Source organism: Pseudomonas avellanae BPIC 631, assembly GCF_000444135.1.
Taxonomy (GTDB): Bacteria; Pseudomonadota; Gammaproteobacteria; order Pseudomonadales; family Pseudomonadaceae; genus Aquipseudomonas; species Aquipseudomonas avellanae.
The window spans coordinates 1-23017 of record NZ_ATDK01000556.1; the positions used below are offsets into that span (position 1 = coordinate 1).

Genomic DNA, 23017 nt, shown 5'->3' on the forward strand with positions numbered 1-23017 from the left:
TGACTTGGCCGGACGGATACCACCATTGAAGGCCAGACCTTCTTCGATGAACTTCGGCTTATTGAACTTCAATAACTTGAGAATGGGGTTGTTCTTGTCGCCCGTTACCGCTTTGAAGACGATGGCTGCAAATATCAGATGAACCCCTTTTACGCCCACCGCCTTGGCCAAGCCGAAAACTTCCTTGAAGCCCTCCAGGTTCTGAGGAAGTTTGTGGCCAGACTCGCACTTTTTGTAAACCGCATCGATGAACTTAAGAATTTCCTCCAGGCCCTGGAAGAACACAGCGCTGGCCTGTTGCAACCGAGGAAGCGAGTCGTCCGTCGCCTTGATTTTCAGGTTAGGAGCCCGTTCCTGCATCTTGGTGATGAAGTGACCAAGCTCCGTGCGCATCTCTTCAAGTGTTGGAAGTCGCCTGTCAAACCGGTTGTTACCCTCAAGCAGGATGGGTTTGGGGTCGATTGTTATTTCCCTGTTCTGGAAGAAATCGACCACCACACTGATGGCATGTGGTTGAGCGTTTCCATCCTTGTCAATGTGATTGTTGAGCGTTCCAAGGGCATTTTTGTCAAACAGAACAACTGCGCCGTTAGGAATAAAAGCCAATGGGCGCCAGCCCCCCGGCGAGAGGGCGATTGCGTCGCCTTTCGAGTGGACTAACCGGACAGGAATCTCGGAGTATTCCTTGAAATCGCGTTCTTCACCCCTTTCGTACGAAACATTCCTGGCTTTGAGTTTGAGCTCAAGACCCTGGTCATATTTCACGTAGTCATTCCAGTTGAAGTCTACGAGATTGGCTTCATCAAAACTGGCGACTATATTTTCGCCAAGCTTGAACCAAAAAACGTCGTTGCTTGCCACACACACCCCCTTTCCAATGGCCAAGGCCCTGATCGGCCAGATCGCAATTCATCTGTTTTTACCATGGCCGACAGATACCCCGCCAGGCGCCAAATGATCGAATAGACAGCCCTTCGCGCACCGGCTGCGCTGGGTACAATGTAGATTGCAAAGGAAAACATTGCTGGGCGTCTTAACGTCCAGCGTACTCAAGGAATCCGAGGATTAACGAATGATCAGTGCCGCCAGCGACCCCACCACACAGCTCGCTTTTTCGATGTACGAGAACAAGGGCGTGTATGCAGTGCTTCTCGGCTCCGGCGTGTCTCGCGCAGCAGGCATTCCGACCGGCTGGGAAATCACCATGGAGCTTGTCAAACGCGCCGGCATCGCCTCAGGGGCGGGGGAACAAGAAGATTGGCACGCCTGGTATGTGGCTCAATCGGGCGGAAAACAGCCTAATTATTCCACGTTGCTGGAAACCATGGCCGGCACCCAGAGTGAACGCAGGGCGATCGTTCAGGGCTTTCTTGAGCCGACCGCTCAGGAGCTGGAGGATGGGCTCAAGGTACCTACCCTCGCGCATCATGCTATCGCTGCGATGGTCAAAGCTGGCCACGTCCGCGTTATCGTCACCACGAACTTTGACAGGTTGATGGAAAATGCTCTGCGGGAGGTCGGCATCGAGCCTACGATCGTGAGCTCCGTCGACACCCTGGCAGGTGCTGAGCCTCTCACCCACGCGCAGTGTTACATCCTCAAGATTCACGGCGACTACAAAGATGCCCGAATCCTTAATACGGATGTGGAGCTGGGCGATTACCCCGCCGAGTACAAGCTGCTGTTAGACCGCATCATCGATGAGTTTGGCCTGATCATCGCCGGGTGGTCTGGGGAATGGGATCATGCCCTGCGAGCGGCATTCCTGCGTGCGCCCTCTCGACGCTCCCCTACTTATTGGCTCTCGCGGGGCACCTTGTCAGAACGCGCGCATGAACTGGTCACAAGCCGTCGCGCTACCGTCGTGAGCGGGAGCGATGCAGACACCTTCTTCGGCGCGTTGAATCTGAAGCTTGAAACCGTCCATGAGTCCCGCCAATCCAATCCTTCGGGCATCGAACTGACCATTGCCATGGCCAAGCGGTTCATGGCCCGACCGGAACATCGTATTCAACTCGATGACCTGGTGACGACCCAAGCACGGCAGACGATCTCTGAATTTTCTTCGATTTTTGAAGATCCGAGCGCAGTGGCGAGCAAGACATTCGAAGAGTGGGTACTACGCTTCGAGGCCACCGTGGAGCCTTTGGCTCATCTGTTTACGGCGCTTGGCCGCTGGGGTATAGGTGGCGAGTTTCAGATGGTGCTGGATACCGTCAAGGGTTTGTATGCCGAAGCACAGAAGCAGCAGGCCGGCTACGTCCACTGGCTCAGTTTGAAGTGCTACCCAGCGGCCCTGGCTCTATATGGATACGGGGTGGGGCTTACCCGTGCCAACCGTTTGAGCGAACTGCACCGCCTTTTCGACTCCGCCCTCATCAACCGGCGTGAATTGCCTATATCGATGGGCATCGAGCTGGCCCCGACCTACGTAGAGTCCGGCACTGGACTGCATCAGCACTGGCAAACAATGGAAGGCCAGAAGACTGCCAGGACGCCCCTTTGCAACCGACTCTTTAGTGTACATGCCGCAAAATGGGGCCCGACATTCGCAGGTGTCCAGGATGCCCAACTGATTTACGAACGCTTCGAATTTTTGAGCCATCTGTACTTTGTACAAGCGCGAGGCATTGATGAAGCCGGGCTCAATGAGGCGATCTTGAATAGCAGATTTCGGCAGATCAGTGTGGGCCGCCTTTCCTGGCACTCGCAGTTGGCCAATCGTTTCATGCATGAGTACTCCTTGGAGGAGTTCAGCTCGCCGTTACTCGCAGCGGGCTTTGCCTGTCGCAGCGACACCTACCTCAAGCGGTACCTTGAGGGGCTGGAAGAGGCGTCTCGTTGGGGATGATCTGGATGGTGATTGCAGATCATCCATCCCTTGCTCATGAAGTGACGCGCTGGGGAAGGATGGGAAAGTTCGGGGGCCGCCAATCTGCAAGTGGGTAATGAGCCATAGCGGCAGTAGATGCCCGCTGTGGCGTTTTCGGTCAAAACGATCGATTGAGACGTGCTGCGCTGCAGCGCAGCACTGGGGGAATTTCGAAGAGCTTGCGGTACTCGCTGGCAAATCGACCGAGATGCCCCCCAGCTCATCGCGATGACCAAGACGTTACGCACGCAGGCACCTTGGAGGGTTTCTGGCTAGAGCTCGGCGGCACGCTGGATACGGAAACGTACCCGCGAACTCCTCAGATTCTCGTGTCACTACGCGGCGACGGTACCGGCAAGATTGACGCCCCACTGCAGGAGATGGGGCTGACCCGAGAGGTGATGACGACGCTCACCAAATTCTCCACGTTGCCGCTGGTGCTCAAGGAAACCAACGCGCTGTGCAATGTCCCGACCACCAGCGCAACATTCCTGGCCTGGAAATGAGAGAGCTGCCCCTAAAGTCCCCTGAGTTCACCATTGGCGTTGCATGGCGACTTGAGCTGAACGCTGATCCCTTCACCCGATGGTTCGTAGACCTGGTTGTGCAACTGATGACAGAGCTGCGGTCGGCGCACGGCCATCTGAAGGGCTAGCGAGAATATTTGCATGCATTTCCCCGCCCGACGCCGGAGCTCTCGCACGCGGTGAGTCCCCGCGAAGACGCAGCTTGGAAACCTGTGCAGAGGGCTACATAGCTCGATCTGATTTTGCTAGATTCGCCATCCAAGCTCTCGCATCAAGCCAGACAATCGCCAGGGACGAGTACGAAATTGTCGAAAGAAATTTTCATCAGTCACGCAGTCAAAGACAAGGCTCTCGCGGATGCCTTCGTGGATCTGTTGCAGACGGGCATGGGTATTCAGCCAGACACGATTTTCTGCTCCTCGCTGGAGGGTTTGGGGATCCCCAGTGGCGCCGACTTTGTCGAGCACATTAAGCAGGCAATTCAATCCCCTAAAGCTGTCGTGGCCCTCATTACCCCGAACTACTTCGCCTCCCAATTTTGCCTCTGCGAGCTGGGCGCGACCTGGGCAATGTCTAACAAGCTGTTCCCTCTGCTGGTGCAGCCGCTGACCTATGAGGACGTCAAAGGTGTACTCATTGGCAAGCAACTCACGCAGATCAATAACCCTATGCGACTTTCCGAGTTGCGAGACCAGCTCGACGCGGCCCTCGGGCTCAAGGGAAACAATACCGCGAGATGGGAGGCCAAGCGTGACGGTTTTCTAAACAACCTGCCAAAAATCCTCAAGAAATTGCCCAAAGACAATCAGGTGTCCCCTGCTGCTCATGCAAAGGTTGTAAGTGAGTTGAAGGATGCCAAGCAGTACATGGCCGACCAAGAAGCCGAGCTGGAGAAACAAAAGAATCTGATTGCCCAGCTGGAAAAAGCCAAAGACAAAAATGACGTGGCCGCGATCAAGCGGTGGTATTCGGGTGAGGCGGATCAGCTTGAGCAACTCGAACATGACCTTGGTCTTCAGCTAAAGAAGCTCCCCAAGCATGTGTCTTACGTGGTGTGCAGGGAAATGGGACTTCAGCAGAGCGTGAAAGCCGACAGCTTTAAGGACGAGGACTTGGCGGACAATTTGATGCGCGCTGCGGGCCAGGAATACATCACGATTGATGATAGGGGCATCTGCACGTTGAACGTCGGTCATCCGGGAATCGAGCAGCTTTCTGAACCATACCACGCTCTCAAAAAATTCATCGCGACCGCTTCGAGCGATATCAGCCACGATTTCGCAAAAGAGCATGAGACGACGTTGTCATTGGGAAACAGCGACTACTGGGCACTCCGCCTCGACCGCCGGCTAGATAAAATATCCTTCTGACTTCGTTGCCAAGGCTCTCATTCGCCGCTACATCGCAAGGTCGTTTGACGTCACCAGTTCGTAGCCGCACCCTGGTCTATGTGCAGACCAGGACGAGACCAAGCTCTAATTACTAGGAAAGTCATCGTGCCCAACATCATGCGGTACTTCACCAAAGAGAAATTTGACTGGCTGCTCGCTGACAAGGGGTTGTACTTCAGCGCTGCTGAAGATCAAATCGACACTGAGGAAGGGAAGTCTGACCATACCTTCCTATCCGCTCACATTCGCAAAACGGTGGAGGGGGTCGACCCCGAACTCCTCCTTGGACTCGATGAGCTCATGCTTGGCGTTCAGCAAGTTGATCGCAAGAAAAACCTGCTCAGTTGCTGGTACCTCGGAATTGAAGAGTCCGAAAAAATGTGGGAAACCTATGGCAAGGACGGCGTAGTTTTTTTCACCGATGATCAAGCACTGATGAACGCGTTTCCAGAGCCACTAGAACACGCCATGGTTGCCTATCCTGTGACTTACGATGACACACTCAAAGCAGGCGCTCTGCATGAGCCCCTGCGCGTAAAGCACCACGATTGGCATGAAGAAGAAGAGTTTCGGTTCGTCTTCGCCCTTTCCAAATATTCAGTGCTTACAGGCTTCGAAAGTTTAGGAGGGCATGATGGGGAGTACCTTACTCACGAAAGCCCTCACATGACGGTAGGCATGTCCCAGAAAGGAATCGAACAGGCCCTCGACGTCATCCGCAGAAAAGGCCGGGGTCTTGTCCTCAATTGCAATTTTGGGCGTGCAATTCGCGAGGTTCGAGTGCATCCACAGGCCACCGACAGTGAACTGCTGGACGTCGAGAACCGTTTGAAAACGATCGGCATACATTGCCCGGTCAAGCATTCTCAGCTACGCCGGACTTGAGTCCGGCCAGATCAGCTTTCCCAAGAGGGGCTCGCAAAGCGCTCCGCTAAAAAGTTGATCAGGACACGCACCTTCGGATGCAAGTGCTTGCGACTGGGATAGACCGCATAGATCCAAAGCTCCACAGACCGGTATGCCGGCAGTATCTCAACCAGATCACCTTTGCGAAGATCCTCGGCAACCATGAAGCTGGGCTGCAAGTAGATGCCTCCACCAGCCAGCGTGATGCATCGACAGGTGCACGATCTGCGGCGAGAGACCATCTCGGCCAAGGAGCTGTCGAAATGCTTCGTCGACGTCCACCTCGATAATTCTCCATTCTGCGACGATGCAGAAAGGCTTGTGCCCTGCGTCCACTGTTGCGACTGCGTCCTCCATCGTTCCTGTGAAACCTTCAAATGACGTCCTTAGCCGTGAACCTGAATGTTCTCGCCCTGCCGGAAGTCTGGGATGGCAAGTCTGAAACTTCCCATCCATCCGGACTAGAGCCGTCTGCAACCTGTCACCGCGCAAGCGTCGCTCCCAAAAACTGAGAGTTGCCATGTAACATCCTGGGCTCGCGGATGGTAGATTCAAATGATCTGACTCCCCTGTCCATTCTGTAATGCGAGGTGAAGCTCTTCCCTTCATCTATTGCTGCCAAGGCCCCTGTCCTGCATGACGATTTCACAGTTCTCCATTCCCAATGGAGCCATCAAGAAGAATTTAAAACGCATAGTCGACCACTGGATAATCGTCAGTGTAATGCTCAGCGGCGCCGCCACACTCTTCGGCTTTGCCATCTTGTCCACGTACCTGAACGCTATCGGTCTTCCCGGACTTTTCCCTTCGGCGCTGGACACTAAGACCGCTCTCATACCCTGGATGCTGCTGGTCGGACTCCTGGTCGTCGCCTACATGTTCGTGCTCACTATGAACTCCTCGATCTTCGCATCCGGAGCCACGCTGTTTAACAAACAACCCTATGCGCAGATCAAGATGGTCAGGATGCTTGTGCTGCCGCTATTGGTTGGAGTCACCGTACAGATGATCACCATCGTTTTGGAGATCCACCCGTTGCTCACCGTTTTGGCGTCGGCCTTGGCGGAGACTGTGGTGTTCATCATGCTAATGCGCAGGGAAGACTTCAGTGCTGCAATCCATGTCGCGGGGTATTTGGCCCAACCTGAACGGGCCAAAACTTGGCAGGCCCGCTACGGTGCCTTACTCCCGCTCTTCATCGTGGTGTTTTCAACTGTGCTGTCAGCAGTGTTCCCCGTACAGCTGGTGTTATCGACCTACCCTACGCCCGACGACTTTGGCAGCACAGTCAAACTGACCGCGCTGGCCATCTTCGTCTCCTGCTTGGCACTGGCTCCAGCCGTAGTCTTCTTTGCGCTTGGGGACAACTTGTTAGCGAAAGTGCGAAACACCTCAGCAGTGCTCATGATCCTTACAATCGTTACGCTGAGCATGGCACCTCGGACGTTCCCGGCCATTGTCTACCGAACTGCGTATTTGATGGGTGTCAGAGAGACAACAACCACGTCCTTTCTCATCACCGATACGTACTCGGTAGAGCGTTTCGATTCCGATTGGGGTGAAGTGACCGTCGACAAGGATCGGCCAGTGGTTCGAGGCTTCCCCCTGCTCAGCCTGGGCAACTTTCTTATCCTGTGCCCAGCCAAGCTGGTCAACACGGAACTCTCCCAATGGCCTTCGCGCTCCGCTGCATGCTTGGTGACCGACGCCAAGACCGCAAGACGCGTCCCCGAGAAGATGGCAAAGACAAGGTGGGACAACATTCAGCTGTACAACGCGTGATCTGAGCGGAGGGGCTTCGTCGCCGTGCAAGCACGAAGCCCTAGATAGTAGCCTCTGAACAACACCGAAAGATCCAGCTGGGCATTGGCCAGCTGGCTTATCTTTCCACAGATTTCATCGCTGACTTTGGCTTGCGCCGTACTCTCACTCGCAAGGCCCGCGATGTGCGTGATCTTCTGGTTGATATTCTCAGCCACCACGCCCTGTTACTCCACTGCCGCAGCCATCTGAGTACTGGTCATACTGATGTGATTGATCTGGCGAGCGATCGACTGCAGAACCGTGCGCACCGTAAGCACGAAGGGGGATATCACCTAACATGAAGGGAGAATTTCCGGTGATGGGGTATCGATTTGACTGGCGCTAAATGCCAGAGTGGCCGGCCAGCCTCATCCAACGCCGGTAGTCGGCAAGTGTGCGACATCGGCGTAGACTGCGCGATTTTGAGCACATGGACGTCGCGATGCCGGATCAAAAATACTTTTCTTCATTGTCAGCAGCTGCTGATCTCATCGAGCGATTTGGGCCTCTCTTCGGGTTCCTGATACTGGTCTGTTTCGTGCTGTTCAGAACCCGATCACTGTTCTTCGTGTTCTACAGAATCCAGAGCCTCATAGGTGGCACACAGGCATTCCATGATGAACGTGTCCAGCGACACTGGAAGTCGTTTGAGGACATGCAGCGACTCAACCTTTGGTTCGGCCTGAACCTGACGTCGTCGCGCGCGATGCATAAGCTCTTCGCTTGGCTGGATCGGCACAATATCAGTGTTGGCGAAATTGCCAAATCAGTGCCCTACTTCGACCCGAACACGCTGCAGTTTTCCTTTCCCAAGCCATGGGTCGTGAAGGTTGGCCTGGCGTGGCGATCAATATTCGCCTCGATCGCGTTTTTGATAGCCGGTACATTTAGCGGCAGCGACTACGCATTGCTCTACGTGAAGAAGACCCATACCCTTTTCTGGGCGGGCTCGGGGCAAGCGTACAGTGCGGGCTACCCGATATCGTCGCTCTTGGTGAACGGTGGTGGTTGGCATGTGCTAGGCGATTACTGCCTTTTCAAGGATACGCCTGAGCCGTTGCGCGAGGAGTGGGACAAACAAGTGATCTGCCATTTGGTGCTAGGAAACCGTGATGACTACATTCAAGAGGCCATGCAGTCGCAGCGGTGGGCAAGTGCCATCTTCTTCGTATTGTTTTTCTTCATAGCTATCCCGCCGCTGCGCTTGGCCGCCAAGCGGCAGCAGGCGCTGAGCGTGCAAAAACGAATTAGCGATGCGCCCAAGGGTGGCAGAGCCAAGAAGGACAAGGTGATGCTTGGCGACACGCCGTGAAACTCCTTGGGCAATGGGCGTGTTTCAGGGGTCAACCAGCCCCAGTGGCAAACATCTGGTGGTAGCTGAGATAAATCTGCCCGGTCTGCGCAGCGTGTCTTTTTTTCCTGAGCAGCAAGCTTACGAAGTCGATCCTCTCCTCCAGGATTGCCATCAGGTCGCCTCCGTCGACCAACAGTATTGAAGCGCCTCCGGCTTGGTGCGCGGCAACGCCATCGGGAGAAAAGCCGTTGATGGAGAGAAAGATCCCCAAGGTGTTTTCCAGTTTGGTTCTCACCTTATCGGTAAAGATCGCAAGGTCAGCTTTGTTGACGGGCTCCTTTTGCCACTTAGCTTCGAACAGGTACTCGGTTCCCTCCAGGGAAAACGCTCCATCGATTTGCTCACCGAGGTTTTTAAAGGAAGCTTTAGGGTCGAGGTCGAAGAGCTCGAACACTTCATACATGACCCGCTCCAACTGGAAGCCCCGGGCTTGGGCGCTCTCAGAACCAATCAGAGCCAGATAACGGGCATTGATTGCTTGGAGCTTCTGCCGCACAGCAGCGTTCTCCCGAAGCTTCTTGGCAGCAGCTTCCTGCCGGCGCTTGATTTCGTCCTGCTCTTTTTTTACATCTTGGTGGGGCTCGACCAATGACTTGAGCTGGGTGACGGCGCTTCGGGCCTTCTCCACCTTTTGGGCGCCATCCTCCAAGCGCTGGAGATGGGAAAAGTCGGTCAGCCTGCAAAGTTCGTAACAGATTTTTGTCAGATCACCGAGATGGGCTTCGGGGTTCGCACACAGAAAATCGACAACGTCCGAGGCGATTTGACGTTTGTAGTTTTCCCAGTTGAAGCGGGCGAGGATGACCGGAGTGGACAGGCAATGCTGTAGAAAACCGCGTAGCTCAGATTTATACCAGTACACCGAGCATAGGGCTTCTTTGAGCGCCAGGACTCCTGCGGGGGACAGCTGCTTGGCCATGTCATTCACCAGGTATGGAGGACAAAAGTGCGTTGCACGGCGGCAGTAAACCGTGTGACGCATCTCTGTGAGCGTAGCTGAACGCGGTGTGGTCATCGCAGCCAGGGTATAGCCACCCAGCCATGCTTGCGCCCCTATCAACCCCTGGGGATAGTATGCTCACGACGTCTGCTTTCAGTTTCAGCTTACATTCACGGTCTGGTACACGACAGGAATTGAACCATGGATGATGGTGAAAAAAGCGCAAGTGAACGGTGGCTATATGAGAATGCACCAGGGTTTAAAAACCTGCCTGACCGGGATCGCCGGGCCATTTTCGACTTCTCCTTTCTCTGGAGCCTTTTTGAGGCGCAGGTCATGGACAACTTTGCCCAGGCCCGAACCATCGAAGAGCGGGTCAACGGTTGGGGCAATGAGGAGGTGATCTACCCTGAGGTGTATGAAGAAGCATTGGCCTACTTCAGAAACCGTTACTGCATGAACGGTGAACTGACTTATCACTTCGAATACCTCCGCCTCCGCCCTTCCGATTCCCCCGAGTTGGTAGCCAACGTCATCAAAGGCCGAAATGATGAGCCTCGCGACAGCATGTTATGCGTCCTGATGATCGTCTGGCGACTTAAGAATAATCTTTTCCATGGTGCAAAGTGGGCATACCAAATTCGTGATCAGCTAGACAACTTCACCCACGCCAACGCTGTACTGATGAAAATACTGGAGCGCTACGGACGGGCTTGACAGCTCATCGAGCACGAACAGCCGGTATTTTAGGATAGACACGGCACCATGGGCCAATACTGGGATTGCAGAACCCGAATACAAGGAAGAGCGCATGGGAAGCTACGCTTACGTCACGATATCCGGTTACCCAATTTCATCGACGAAGAACTATTACCATCGGTGGTGCTTTCGGAAAAAAGATCGCGTGATCCGCGTTCGCGATAAATCCCAGCGCAACACCCTCATTTGGTGTGAGGCAGAGGCCCACGAGCAGCACGAAGAGGAGACCGACTATTTCTATGCAGTGCCTGGCCCTGTCATGCAAAGGCGGTTAGAGCTTGCTGGTTTCAATCATGAGACGCTAGAGCGCGAATTCAACGAGTGTATAGCTCGGAGAATTGAAAGCCTTGAAGAGCCATCTGAGGTTGATGACGACTGGGCGAGGGAGCGGTCGACGCGCGCTGCAATCCTCAGGTCTTCAGGTCTGACCGACTGGCTCAAGTGCCTCAAGACTGCCTTTGATGACGGTATAACGAGTTGGCGGTGGGACAAATGCAAGCAGAGCTACGCGGATCCGCTTCTAGACATCTTCTTTGATTCGGACGCGTTCTGGGACGAAGGTACATTCCATGATACCGGCTTCCCATGCCAGACGTTGGAGAGCATGGCAGTAGCGATGCTGGAAATCCTACCCACTGAGGCGGAGTGTGTTCTCGATGTTACCGAACTCATTGGCGGCGGCTGGACTAACTCTTTCGAGGACATCATTGAGTACAACAAGGACTGCACCACCTTCTACGAAGTATTCGCTACATCGATATTAGATACCCAGTCTCTCCTGGCTCTGTCGCCGGGTAATGCAACGTTAGCTCGGCTCCTCTATGCCAACGTCATCACGGCGATGGAGACCTATCTTTCGGACACCATGAAGAAGCAGGTACTCACCCGGGAAGCTATCAGGCGCCGCTTTGTTCAAACCAACGATACGTTCCGGGATAAGATCAGTGTTCAGGATATCTTCCGTAAGCTCGAAGGTCTGAACGACGAGATCGTGCGGGCAATAGATACCATGAGCTTTCACAATCTGGATAAGACTGCAGGGCTTTACAAGGCGGTGCTGGATACTAAGTTTCCAGATGCGTACATGGCTGATCTCATGGGCGCAGTGGAGAAACGCCACGACATTGTTCATCGCAATGGCAAGACCGTCCAAGGTAAGACCATCAATGTCACTATGAAGGATGTGGAGCAACTCATTGAACTGGTGGACTCCACCATAAAGCACATCGACAAACAGATCAAAGATGGGCTGCTGGATGACGAAGACGACTGATTGGGCCCAGATCTGATGTAGCTCCCGAGGCCTGTCACCCTGACAAGACAGCAGTTTCAAAGGGGCGTCTACCTGGCTATCAAAACTTGCGTTGACCGTAGTCACTCCTCAAGTTTCAGCCGTTTCCTGCTATCACCATTTCGGCAAACTGGGCCAGGTCATGGATTTTTCCGCGACCTGTCCGATCGAGATGAAAGCCAGTAACGCCCACTACGCGCGGGCCATCCCGGTCGCAGCTTTGTGAGTCGCCGATCATGAGTACCCGCCCTGGTCTGTCACTGAAATAGTGACCGGGCTCCACGCCCATCTGATCACAGACCAATCGGTAAATGCTCGGGTCAGGTTTCATGACACCCGCTTCAAAGCTGAAGGCGTAACCGTCCATGTGCGGGAAAATTTGTCGGACTTTCGGGCCGTAGGGGCTCGCGAGATTTGAACAAATACCAGTCTTCACCCCGGCTTCTTTCAATAATGAGATGGCTTGGATGGCGTCCGGAAAAGGCTCTATCGAAGAGACCTCTGCTTCAAGCCTACGATGCAGCTCATCGCGTTTCGAAGCTGTGAGTGAGACGCCCAATTCCGATGCCAGCTCATCGAGTGAGGCGTTCATCGTCATCGCGATGTGAGTGCTGTCGGGTTTTAGCTCGACACCTTGGCGTCGGCCTTCGCGAATCAACTTACGATAGGGGTTTGTCCGCTGGCCAATTTTCACAATAGTCCCGAACGCATCGAAAACGACTGCACCGATCACTCTGACTCGCCCTTCCTCGCCACACCGTCATTGGGTATAGCTGTACCGCCCCCACTGCTGCTCAAAAAAGTCTGACGACAGCTGAGAGCGCCATCGACTTGCGCCGGCCATGACCCAGGAGAACATAGAGCTTGTTCGCTGTCTGGAAAAACATGCCATCGCTAAACTCAATCAAGGGCGTTGAGCGAAACCAATGAGTATTGGAGGTCGTGGAGCTATCGAACAGCACGTCGAAGACCAGCAGCATCACTGGCTGTTTGTGCTCCAAAGCCAACTCGTCAACGACCAAAGCAGGCGCATCCAGATCGAGCCAAACCCACTCTTTGACCACGCAAAAACTAGAATCCGGGAATCTCTCCCGGGTGACCCGAATGGCCTCTTCGAGCCCGAGGTTGCTTCCTGACATCACAGCGCTGGCGCCGATCATGTCCTGTACATCGAAGTCCATGGATATTCCTTTCCATAAATGGTGACGAAAACGATTTTGGAGGCGGTGGTTATCGGTTCGAGCCGGCAGCATTGCGCGTCATCGAAAGCACCACTGTTTGCTCCGCTCCATCCACTTCCTCGACCAAAAACAACAGGAAGCTCACGATCACGTACCGTTCGCCCCTTACCGTGACCGCAACGGTGTAGCCCTGCTCTTCTTCCATCTTCGCTATGTCGTCAGTAATGACGGTGTCGCCATTGCCAGATCGTGCGTGGATGTCGAAAAACATGGCCCCCTTGAGGCCTGAGCCTGCTGGGCGAGTATCAAGCAAATAGCCACTGATCGGCCCTTCAAAGGTGATTTCATTGGCCGCGATCAGCTGGGGTGGAAAATACACTGGAAAAATCCTCTGCCCGGCCATCGCCGGTTGTTCATAGCGTGATGACGCACTGGTTGTTGAAATCAACCCCTTCCCCCGGGTACCCTCTGGGGTTGGACAAAAATCTGATCCCGTTAATGGTCTGGTCGACCGGCATATGTGTGTGCCCGAACACCCAGAGATCGATTTCCATATCCAGAAAATCTTGCCAATTGTTGCCATAAGCGGCGCGCAAATGCGGATGTTTGCCAAAGTCAGGAACGAAATGCATCAGCGGTGGAAAATGCGTGACCACGACGGTTTTCCCATGAAAAGGTTGCTCCAATTCCTTGCGCAGCCACTCACGCGACTGCTGAGCCACCCGCCGGGTTTGCTGAGGCACCAGGGTTCGATACTTCGGCTCGACCCGGATGACTTTGTAATCATTCATCAGTGCGCGGGCTTCCATCATCGCCAGTGGCGCGTTCCCCAAGCCTTCAAAATCCGCCCATCCTGTACAACCTATAAATCGTACTCCCTCCATAGTCAGCGTGCGCTGCTCCAGGAAGTGCACGTGCGGGGCGCTGTGTGAGTTCAAGCGACCCAGCGTTTTGTCCCAGCTCGACTTATAGAACTCATGATTGCCAGCCACCAGAATCGTCGTTTTTGAAAAATGCTCGCCAGCCCACTCGGAGCTTCGCCCCTTGATGTTGATGTCCCCGGCGAGAACCGCGACGTCATACAAAGATGGATCGGGCAACTCGACGGGCTCGAACTCGACGTGCAGATCTGACATAGCCAGCAGTCGCATGAGTCGTTTACCGTTTATTGAATATTGGGAATGCTTACTCAATGAATGGTATACGCTGACGATGCTAGACGTCAAAGCATGGCTTCATTCTCTTCTTTTGTGAGCACATCCAAGAGATGGGATTTCAGTCAACATTGGGGCAAGTGCTGCGCGAGCTTCGTGTCGCGGCAGGCCTGACCCGCGAAGCCTGCGCCGAGGTATTGAGCAGGCCCCACCTGGCCAAGGTTGAACAGGGCCAGCAAGCCATCACGGCGATCAAGCTGCATTCCCTCTGTGAGCTTCTCGGTGTTCCGACCAGCCAGGTGCTACTGGCGGTAGAAGCTCGTCTGCGCGGCGATGAGCTATCCGACTACAAGGCTGTTTGGGACGTCCAGGTGGCGAATCATTTAGAACTCGGCCTTCTTGGCAGCACGCCACAGGAATCAGCCGTGAGAGGTGTACGCGGAAAGCGCGCGGATGAAACCAAGGAGGCTGTGAGGAGGCTTCAGGCTGAAAAGCATGCAAAGATGGTGGTCGTACGCCAGCTGGGGGTTAGCCGATCGACGGTGGACAAATACTGGAGCAAGAGCTGACTCTTCTTTGCCATGTTTCCAGGACGCTGCGATTGCTCTGTAACCTACGTATAAGCCGTTGCGGTCAGCATACTTGATAGTTGTAGTAGCCACTTTAGTTGTTGAGGCTGAGCTGTCTCTTCATACTCATCCTACTGATGTTAGGGAATGAGCCAATACTGATGGCTTGGGTTATTGGTGGTTATAAATACAGCACTGTATTTATAACCAGTCTAGCTAGTTATCAATTTTCCTATAAATCGTAGACCTACCTCTGGCCATTTGATAGCGTCGCTTCACGCGGTGCCCTGCACCCCGATGCGATATCCGAGGTCGACTTTCGCTCCCTCGGAAATGGACTAATCGATACGCGTGGTAAGGCAGGCGAGCTTTTGATTATCACACCAATGGGGCCTTTCAACGGAACGACTTGGGAGGCGACGCTTCAGCTCGTCCTGAAGGCGAAATTCGGCGCTGACGGATACCAGCACGTCCCTGCTACGCCAGGCGATTTCGGTATTGAAGGCTTTACCAAGCATACCGGCCTTGCCTTCCAATGTTACTGCCCCGACACGCATTACCAGCGCAAAGAGCTCAACAAGAAGCAGCAGGATAAGATCACTACAGACCTCAAGAAGCTGAAGGACAACCAGGCCAGCCTTCTGGGCATTCTCGGAGGTACTAAAATCAAAGACTGGTACTTCATTACCCCAGAAATTGCCCACAATGCCTTGCTGACCCATGCTCAGAAAAAACAGGATGAGGTCAGAGCCTGGGGCCTTCCTCACTTGGACGATAATTTCACCGTGCTCGTCCAGGACATCGGGTTCTACACCCACGAAATAAACCAGCACCGAATAACTGCCGGAATACCGATATCCATCGGCCATGACAAGCAGTCCATTCCCAAGGTGAACAGCAACCCGACGGCCTACGACGAAAACTTGCAGCGCAAGACTCAGCTGCGCATGTCTTACAAGGGTGAGCACGCGACCGCCGCCCTGTTCGGCAAAACCAAGGACTCGTTCCTGGATCACGACAGCTTCTTCCAGACGCTATACGAAAAAGCGCCCCAGACATATTTTCAGGTCGCGAAAACCCTCAACGGCTTTGAGCAAGACGTGGACGAATGGAGCTTGACCGCCTCGGGTCACCCTAACGATCTGGTTAAAATGGTCAAGGAACGGCTATCTGATCGGCTGATGGGCGATGAGCAGCTGCTGATTGATGGGACTCTCACGGACGACATAGTGCGCAGAACAGTCGCCCGTTGGCTCGCGGTCTGCCAACTGGACTTTTATAGCTGATGGCAACGATCAACTTCACCGTAAGGCCGATGCCGGTTCTGACCGAACTCAGACCGATGTACAAGATCAGCCAAGCGTTGCTGATCCTGTCCCACTGTGGGCACGGCAGCAAATGTAGCCTGGTCAAACTGCACCTAATGCACTGGGCAATGAAAACGCCTCGACGCATGGAAACGCTGATCCTTGCTGCGCAACTCGGCCAAATCACCCTTCCAGTCTGGGGATTCGACCCCGCTCTGTCCATCGCCCTGCAGCTCGCCTACAGGGACGGGTTGATCGAGCCCACGCCTAATGGCTTCAAGCTGTTGCCCAAAGGGGCACTGCTGGTGAAAGACATCATGAGCGATGACACCGTCATGCTCGAAGAGAAGGCCGCACTTTCGAAGATCGGCAGGAAGATCACTGAAACTATGGTCAAGACCATATCCAAGGAATGGGAATAGCCTTGTTTATCAAACGTATCAAAATCGCAATCGAAACCACCGGCGGCCCGTTTGGCTTTATGGCGAAGTTCGATCGTAACCTGAACATCATTCGTGGTCGGAACTCGTCGGGCAAGAGTAGCATCGTCCACAGCATTCTTTATGCTCTGGGGATGGAAGAGCTGCTGGGCGCACAGAACGCTGCAGCACTAACCTACGTTCTTAAGAATCATGTCGAGTTTGAGGACGCTCAGTATCCGATTCTGAGCTCTAAGGTCATTTTGGAGCTGGAATCGCTTGGCAAGACGATCACCGTCACTCGCAAGATCAAGGAGGACGGCGTCAACCCTAAGCTGGTCGAGATCCAGGAGTGCGCTGTTCTCAGTGAAGGCCAGTCCGGGCCAGTCATATATCGGTTCCTCCATGACGGCGGCAGCGCCCAGATCCGGGAAGGCTTTTACACCTATTTGGAGAACTTCCTTGGGCTCAGGCTGCCCATGGTGCCCCATACGAACGGCAAGCAGGTGAAGCTGTACCTGCAATATATCTTCGCTGCGATGGTCATTGAGCAAAAGCGGGGCTGGACAGACTATATCGCCAATCTTCCCTACTTCGGCGTGAAGGAAGCCCGGATCAAAATCGTCGACTTCCTGGTTGGCACCAATGTCTTTGAGATGGACGCCAACCGAGCGCGTCTCGATCATGAGTCGCAGGAGCTGAGCATCGCTTGGCAAGATACTTATCGTGCAATTAATAGCGATGCCCTGAAAAACTCGATGAGGGCTCTGGGCCTGCCGAAAAACCCGGTGGTGGTTTTTTTGCCGGAGAGCGTGACTTACCAGAAGTCCACACTTCAAGGCCTGGTGGGGCTGGATCAGTTCAAAAGCAATCAGATCCTGGCTCTTCAGAAGTTGATTCAAGATGAGGCAAAGTGGAAGGACACCCTGCCTGACGAAACGCTGAAACTCATAGAAAATGAAAGTTCTATGCTCCAAGGACTAACTGTCGCATACGAGACCAGCATTGGAGAGTTGACTCTGCACAGAGCTGCGCGGAACGCGAACGCCATCCACCAACGGCAAGCAGAAGAAGAACTCTCCAAAAATCAGGCAGCTCAGAAGCTGATCAAGTATGGCGCCTCACTCAAACTCGATGTGGCCAGCGATGTCTGCCCCGCGTGCCATCAAAATATCGGCCATTCCCTGACCGACCTCCATGAAAGCACCCCGCACATGGATATCGAGACCAACATCGATTATCTGAAATCTCAGATTAAAATGCTGGAACGGGATACTGCCGGTATCGAGCAGTCGGTCAAAGAAACCACTGTGGTCGGTGAGGAACTGGCCAAGCGGATCAGTATTTCCAAGGCCAAACTTCGTGCACTCAAGTCTGACCTCACCACAAATGCCGTCGTATCGAAGGCCAACCTGCGTCAGCAGCTTCAAATTGAGATAAGCATCGAAGAAGTTTCGCAGTTTGTTCAGCGCAACGAGGTTCAACTGGAGACCCTTGTCCAACTGTCGGCCCAGTTCAAACTGAATCAGGAAGCCAGGGCTGCTCTGCCGAAAGAGCATTACTCCGATGTAGACATCGCTAAGTACGATTATTTCGCGAAGGTGTTCCGGGGATACGTGAGTTCTTTTGACTACCAAAGTGCTTCTGTGAATGGAATCCGTTTCAACGTTGAAAACCTGTTGCCAGAACTGGATAAAATCGAGCTCAGGGAGATATACAAAAAGGACTTTGCCGAAGAGAAAGGCGCCTCGGCTACCAGTACTTCGAAGAGCAGCTCCAATATCGCACGGGAATCCAGCGCCAGTGACTTCGTTCGCTTGATCTGGAGCTACATCCTGACCCTATATGTGACGTCGGCGAATTTCACGGTGAAGGGCAATCACCCAGGCTTCATCTTGATGGATGAGCCAGGACAGCACTCCATGGCGACGAAAAGCCAACTGGCACTGCTTCAGCAACTATCTGCTCAGAGGGGCCTTCAGAGCATCGTTGCTGCGTCGTTCGACGATAGTGAGGCGGCGTACCTTGAAGCCACCCATAACGTTGAGTTCAACCTGATTCGGTTGGGCGACAAGGCTATTGTGCCAGATGGTGATTCGGTGCTTCTGGGGGCTAGAGTGGTTCGGGGTGGTGGAGATACATCTGGTGGCGCCACTGTCGAACATTAATGCGAGCAGAATTAAGACGCCTGCCCGCATGAGTGGTTTCAGAGAAGCTTCAGCACCTTCTCAAGCGCATCGAGAGTGCCGGGCTTGAAGACTGCCCTACCCTTTTGGTCGAGCACATCCCCCACGTCGCCGTGCTGTAGCTTGAAATCATTCAAGAAGTCTTTCGAGCGCAGGTACTCAAGCGCACGCCGCTCTAAAGAGTTGAGCTTGAAATCCGGTGCGCTGCCCGCGCGGTCGTCAATCCGGATCACCTTTCCAGGAGGATGGATTTCTTTGAGAGCAGCCTGCGCCTCAGCTAGCTCGACGAGGGTCTGCTGAACCAGTAACCGCAATTGCGGATCTTGAATCTCGTCGGCCCATGCATCCCCGCGACGCGGTCGCTTGGGCTTTTTGCGACTGGCTGCGGAATTGGCGAAGCATTTAATGAGCGCCTTGTAGTTATCACCGGTGCTGTTGGCGATGCTCTGCGCCTTCGGCACCTTTCTCGACTCTCCGAGCCGTGCGACGTTGGCGTAGGAGAAATCGGTACTTTTATCCGTCACGATTTCCTGGCAAACCTCAAAGATCGCTTCAAGCGAAGCTCGCTGCTTCGGGTTCTTCTCGCACAGTAAGGCGAGCATTTCCTCAGGTGTCATTTCTCTCGTTCTCTGGCCAACTAACGGCAAAGCCGTCTCAGGAAGACCGCCTCGTTAAGATACTTTACCGAAGGAGCGATCAACGATGCATCGCTCTCCCGATCTTTTTGATCACAGACTACTAAGCAAAGGCCTCCAAATCGATCGACTCTGTTTGCTCCATGAAGGGCAAAGCCGTGGAATTCAGCGATGGCTTCGTCTCCAGCAACCTTGCAAAATCAGGCTTCGAGATACGATCTGGGCCATGCAAGTCATCAATCAAGAGCTCACCAGAGATCAGCTTATTGACCTTATTCCAGCTGTGAAGCCGAGTCAGGAAGAAATCGGTTACCTGGTTACCTAGGATCAACTGCTCCTTCTCGCTCAGGTTGAACATGTTGGGCCGAAGGTCATTCAACTGCGCCATCCGATCGATTATCTGCGAACGGCGTGGGGTCGCCATGAGAGCCGAAGACGACTGGTATATCGTGGCGTTCACGCACACTTCGTTCAAGTGCTGGTAGAACGAGGTCTCTTCGTACTCAACCTCGATATCGCTCCGGTCGGTAGCAATGAGCTGCAAAGGCATCTCCTCTCCTTCTGCTGACGCCTCAGCCTGGTTGTTCAAAACGACACGAGAATCATTGATCAACCGAGTAATTGCCTGCATGTCACACAGGTGTAAATCCATTTTCGTCGCCAGTGACTCCATGTCAGCGTGCAGTCGGCTATTGGCGAGTTCTAGCCCAAGCCGCCTCGCCTCATCAAACTCGATGCCCGCCCTCATGCACATCACCTCCTCACGATCGAGCGCTTGGATCAGCTGCTTGTTCTCAGCAGTCTGCGTTTCCAAAGCGCTGTATTGCTCGAAAACCAAGGTCACGGTCAGACTGATCTCAGTCCACAACGCAGACAGGCCACCGAGGAATACAGGCCCAGTAATGAAATGCCGGCAGCGCGGGCAATTTTGCATGCCTAGATACCCAGCCGGGGTCGCCCCATAAGCAAGCGAATTGAGCGCCGGCCCCCCATCCTCACACCGTGAGCCTGCATACGGACAGATCCCATAGTCGCGCACCAACTGAGTACCCGTCATGCCCGACATCAGCGCAGCGAGAGCTTCCTCACTATTCGCAACCAGTTGGTGCCTCAATTCATCTATCCGGTTCTGCTCAATCATCAATTGAGCGTGCACGGCCTTGTTCATCAAGGCTCGCTTCTCACCCTCTGCCATCGCGTGACGCATCTTTGCACCACCAATTTTGGTGTAGTAGACACTCATCACGATGGAGGCATGGCCAGCGATCTTCATGATGATGTGGATGGGCATCCCAAACTCAGCGACATACGCGGTAATCAGGCTCACCCGCATGGAGTGCGGAGTGAAGCGAGATTCGTAGGCAGTCAGCGCACTAGGACGAGCCCCCTCTTCAAAGGTTGCCAGCGTCAGGTTCTTAGGCTGGATGTTATACAGCGCCGCCGCTAAGCGTGTGGTCAGCGATGGGGCGAAGGTCGGAGGTTGATCCTCGCCGAACCCTCTGAACAGAAAAGTATTCGAGCCCTTCCGCGCGAGCTTCTTCTTGGAGAGCCCTGTACGTTTGCTGCAATCCACCCAAGGAGTTAGACGGGTAATCGGATTGTATTTGCGCTGCCAGTCCCTCAGCACCGTTAACCAATAGATCATCGGCTCCGGGATCCAAGGGACGTCGTAACCGGCACCGTCGTAGGAGGTCTTATTGCTCGTAAAGTGCATGCCCCAACCTGGGTTACCCTCTGAGTCCATTTCGCGTCGCACAAAGCCTTCCTGTCGCCCATGCTTAGCTAAGGGCCCCAGGTTTTTCACCCAGTCGGGCTTGCCATCGACGAATCTGACGAAGTAATCATCTGACTCTCCCGAGTCGTTATACATGATCTGCCGGCCACGAGCGGGTACCGAGACCATGCAATACAGCGCCATCCAGAAGACCGGAATCCATAGGTAGTATTCACCACCTGACTCCCGCCAAATGCAATTAGGATCATCGAAGTCGATCAGCTCCTTGTCTACAGGATAGTAGTCAGCGTCGTAGTTCTGGATATTCTTCAGATCCGCGAACGTCTTCGCCTCCCGCGGGATGATCCAGTTACGCGCCTCTTCAACATACTGGTAGGCGAGAACCGGCTTGACGGATTCGGAGGGCTTCTCCCTCTGCCCCATAAATTCAACAGCGGCCAATGGATTGGATGCACCAGGCACGATGTAGACGAAGCCGTTTTCATCCTCCTCAGTAAAGTGACGCTTCAATGCATCTTTCAGGTATTTATTCACCTCGTGCCAGATCCGGCGCCCAATGATCGGATCAGACTCAGCCTGCAAAAAATTGAGGTATTTCTTGGTATCGACCACCTTTTTTGTCAAAAAATCACGCACATTGGCGCCAAGATCGTTCGGCTCTACATAATTGCGCAGGAACTTGCAAAGCGAATGTTCCAACGAACCTTTCACAGGGCTATTGTTGACAAAGTGCGCGATATCATCGTACCAACCCTTGCTTTTATCCGAGATCTGTTCAAGCCTGAATGGTAAATCCTGCTCTAAAAATTCGAAGATATTCACCCACTCTTGGTAAATCCGCTCAGGATTGTAGGGCATCCTCGGATCTTTCAACTTGACACAGAGTGCTCGATAGTCGGAGCGGGTTTTGCATTTGTATCGAGTAGCGATCGCTTTGAGGTCTTCAAACGAATAAGGCTCTGGCAGCCCCATCGCGTTCGGCCACCCTTTCCACTCCTGCCCAAACACCTCTTCCGGGTTCTCCGGCAGTACAGAGTAGTTGACGCGAGCTGTCTGATACTCGCTTTTATCCTTCAGCTTGAGGATCTTGATCGCCAGCTTCAGGTCATCCAGATTGCTGCACGTTTTAGGCATCAAGAAAGTAGGCCAACCAGGGAAATCGGAGAAACGCCTATCAGGTGCGGCAGGTAGACGCGTATCGACTTTCCAGTTCTTTCGATAGTTGTCTGCTCCGAAGAACTTGTGCGGCAACGCTAGCTCGCGTGCCTGCTGCCAGGTCGTGCAGTAATAGGTAGTCCTTGATTGCGTGATTGGAGCCCAGCCCCTCCAATGAGAGAGGTAGGTATTTTCAGGCCGGGGAGGTAACTTAGGATCAATGCGAAATTTACGAGCGTAGTCTTCCTTAGACGTAACATCTAGAAGCTTTACCGCCTCCATAAACTCGTCAATAGTAGCGTAATAACCGTCAGCTGCTGGATCCCGAATGTCAGCCTCATCCCTACCCAAAAATTGACCCCAGTTTTTAAATGCCCAACCATATGTTTTGGCGGGGCTTTTGGGGAGGCTCGGGTCGAGATGACGTTTACGTCTGTAACTGTCAGCGTTATGAATCTCCAGTCGCGAGCATGCTGAAGCGGCTTCTTCGATGGTCTTATATGACGGTTCCTCTGTTCCAAGAAGTACTGGAATACCCGGAAAGTCTTTATAGACTTTAGAAGGTAGAGCGGGAATCCTTGGGTCTGCCTTACGTGCTTTTTGGTAAGCGCGGACAGTAGTCAAACCCAAGCCCCGAACCACCTTCTGTAGTTCATTTAAAGTATAGAACTCTGGAATACCGAAGAACTCATTCCAAGTAACCCACTTACCCGCGTACACCTTGATAGGGGGCGGTTTCAGAGGCTGAGTGCAACACCCGGCTATTGAGTTAGGGATGGACTCTCATGATGCTTGGACATCATTTCCGTCATCATTTCGATAGGGCATCTGTA

The 23017-nt window shown here is 53.6% G+C and carries 20 protein-coding genes and 1 pseudogene; 12 read left to right on the forward strand and 9 right to left on the reverse strand.

The annotated features are described in order from the left end of the window. Nucleotides 1-861 (reverse strand): hypothetical protein (locus DW49_RS01000000128925; protein ID WP_032617707.1); only part of this gene is annotated, 861 nt, incomplete at its 3' end. A gap of 211 nt (nucleotides 862-1072) precedes the next feature. Here DW49_RS01000000128925 and DW49_RS0124480 point away from each other — a divergent pair. The 4 genes from DW49_RS0124480 (at nucleotide 1073) to DW49_RS0124500 (ending at nucleotide 5675) form a co-directional block, all read left to right on the forward strand. Further along, the gene (locus DW49_RS0124480) at nucleotides 1073-2851 is read left to right on the forward strand and encodes an SIR2 family protein (RefSeq protein WP_005622306.1); all 1779 of its coding nucleotides are present in this window, start codon (nucleotides 1073-1075) and stop codon (nucleotides 2849-2851) included. A 278-nt stretch (nucleotides 2852-3129) separates the two neighbouring features. Continuing rightward, complete coding sequence (locus DW49_RS1000000132630; RefSeq protein WP_032622172.1) at nucleotides 3130-3378, forward strand: type 2 periplasmic-binding domain-containing protein; 249 nt, start codon at nucleotides 3130-3132, stop codon at nucleotides 3376-3378. A gap of 326 nt (nucleotides 3379-3704) precedes the next feature. Next, a complete protein-coding gene (locus DW49_RS0124495) occupies nucleotides 3705-4769 on the forward strand; it encodes a toll/interleukin-1 receptor domain-containing protein (protein WP_005622304.1) in 1065 nt (354 codons plus the stop codon). Between the two features lie 126 nt (nucleotides 4770-4895). Continuing rightward, on the forward strand, nucleotides 4896-5675 hold the full coding sequence (locus tag DW49_RS0124500; protein WP_024421503.1) for a DUF2971 domain-containing protein: 780 nt from the start codon (nucleotides 4896-4898) through the stop codon (nucleotides 5673-5675). Between the two features lie 11 nt (nucleotides 5676-5686). Here the strand turns inward: DW49_RS0124500 and DW49_RS0124505 are convergent. Then, nucleotides 5687-5914: pseudogene (locus DW49_RS0124505) on the reverse strand (LysR substrate-binding domain-containing protein); the annotation flags it as partial. Nucleotides 5915-6332: 418 nt separating this feature from the next. Here DW49_RS0124505 and DW49_RS0124510 point away from each other — a divergent pair. Both DW49_RS0124510 and DW49_RS0124520 read left to right on the forward strand, forming a co-directional pair. Further along, nucleotides 6333-7478: a hypothetical protein gene (locus tag DW49_RS0124510; RefSeq protein ID WP_005622302.1), complete on the forward strand. Its 1146-nt coding sequence runs from the start codon at nucleotides 6333-6335 to the stop codon at nucleotides 7476-7478. 463 nt (nucleotides 7479-7941) lie between these two features. Beyond that, a complete protein-coding gene (locus tag DW49_RS0124520; protein WP_024421506.1) occupies nucleotides 7942-8811 on the forward strand; it encodes a DUF6216 family protein in 870 nt (289 codons plus the stop codon). Between the two features lie 31 nt (nucleotides 8812-8842). Here DW49_RS0124520 and DW49_RS0124525 read toward each other — a convergent pair whose 3' ends face one another. After that, on the reverse strand, nucleotides 8843-9772 hold the full coding sequence (locus tag DW49_RS0124525; RefSeq protein ID WP_024421507.1) for a hypothetical protein: 930 nt from the start codon (nucleotides 9770-9772) through the stop codon (nucleotides 8843-8845). A 222-nt stretch (nucleotides 9773-9994) separates the two neighbouring features. Between DW49_RS0124525 and DW49_RS0124530 the strand changes: the two genes are divergently transcribed. Further along, nucleotides 9995-10510 carry a hypothetical protein gene (locus DW49_RS0124530; RefSeq protein WP_005622298.1) on the forward strand — a complete coding sequence of 172 codons (516 nt, stop codon included), beginning with the start codon at nucleotides 9995-9997 and terminating at the stop codon, nucleotides 10508-10510. A gap of 94 nt (nucleotides 10511-10604) precedes the next feature. Continuing rightward, the gene (locus tag DW49_RS0124535) at nucleotides 10605-11825 is read left to right on the forward strand and encodes a HEPN/Toprim-associated domain-containing protein (protein WP_005622296.1); all 1221 of its coding nucleotides are present in this window, start codon (nucleotides 10605-10607) and stop codon (nucleotides 11823-11825) included. 115 nt (nucleotides 11826-11940) lie between these two features. On the opposite strand, the gene DW49_RS0124540 is transcribed toward DW49_RS0124535, so the two are convergent. The 4 genes from DW49_RS0124540 to DW49_RS0124555 all read right to left on the reverse strand — a co-directional run bounded on the left by DW49_RS0124540 (nucleotide 11941) and on the right by DW49_RS0124555 (nucleotide 14175). Beyond that, a complete protein-coding gene (locus tag DW49_RS0124540) occupies nucleotides 11941-12576 on the reverse strand; it encodes an HAD family hydrolase (protein ID WP_024421508.1) in 636 nt (211 codons plus the stop codon). A gap of 61 nt (nucleotides 12577-12637) precedes the next feature. Beyond that, the gene (locus tag DW49_RS0124545) at nucleotides 12638-13024 is read right to left on the reverse strand and encodes a DUF6957 family protein (protein WP_005622295.1); all 387 of its coding nucleotides are present in this window, start codon (nucleotides 13022-13024) and stop codon (nucleotides 12638-12640) included. Between the two features lie 49 nt (nucleotides 13025-13073). After that, nucleotides 13074-13472 carry a hypothetical protein gene (locus DW49_RS0124550; protein WP_229687565.1) on the reverse strand — a complete coding sequence of 133 codons (399 nt, stop codon included), beginning with the start codon at nucleotides 13470-13472 and terminating at the stop codon, nucleotides 13074-13076. Further along, entirely contained in the window at nucleotides 13438-14175 is a 738-nt protein-coding gene (locus tag DW49_RS0124555) for a metallophosphoesterase (RefSeq protein ID WP_005622291.1), read from the reverse strand. Before DW49_RS0124555 ends, DW49_RS0124550 begins: the two co-directional genes overlap by 35 nt. Nucleotides 14176-14291: 116 nt before the next feature. On the opposite strand from DW49_RS0124555, the gene DW49_RS0124560 reads away from it, so the two are divergent. From DW49_RS0124560 to DW49_RS0124575, 4 genes are all read left to right on the forward strand, one after another. Next, nucleotides 14292-14747: a helix-turn-helix domain-containing protein gene (locus tag DW49_RS0124560; RefSeq protein ID WP_024421509.1), complete on the forward strand. Its 456-nt coding sequence runs from the start codon at nucleotides 14292-14294 to the stop codon at nucleotides 14745-14747. A gap of 371 nt (nucleotides 14748-15118) precedes the next feature. Next, nucleotides 15119-16033 (forward strand): hypothetical protein, encoded by a 915-nt coding sequence (locus tag DW49_RS0124565; RefSeq protein WP_005622288.1) that lies wholly within the window; start codon nucleotides 15119-15121, stop codon nucleotides 16031-16033. Further along, nucleotides 16033-16476 carry a hypothetical protein gene (locus tag DW49_RS0124570; RefSeq protein WP_005622286.1) on the forward strand — a complete coding sequence of 148 codons (444 nt, stop codon included), beginning with the start codon at nucleotides 16033-16035 and terminating at the stop codon, nucleotides 16474-16476. Before DW49_RS0124565 ends, DW49_RS0124570 begins: the two co-directional genes overlap by 1 nt. 2 nt (nucleotides 16477-16478) lie before the next feature. Next, nucleotides 16479-18641 (forward strand): P-loop NTPase family protein, encoded by a 2163-nt coding sequence (locus DW49_RS0124575; RefSeq protein ID WP_005622284.1) that lies wholly within the window; start codon nucleotides 16479-16481, stop codon nucleotides 18639-18641. Nucleotides 18642-18679: 38 nt separating this feature from the next. Here DW49_RS0124575 and gmtX read toward each other — a convergent pair whose 3' ends face one another. Together gmtX and gmtZ are read right to left on the reverse strand one after the other, a co-directional pair. Beyond that, nucleotides 18680-19276 (reverse strand): gamma-mobile-trio protein GmtX, encoded by a 597-nt coding sequence (gene gmtX / locus DW49_RS0124580; protein ID WP_005622282.1) that lies wholly within the window; start codon nucleotides 19274-19276, stop codon nucleotides 18680-18682. Nucleotides 19277-19397: 121 nt separating this feature from the next. Then, entirely contained in the window at nucleotides 19398-22814 is a 3417-nt protein-coding gene (gene gmtZ / locus DW49_RS0124585) for a gamma-mobile-trio integrase GmtZ (protein WP_152522422.1), read from the reverse strand. Between the last annotated feature and the right edge of the window lie 203 nt (nucleotides 22815-23017).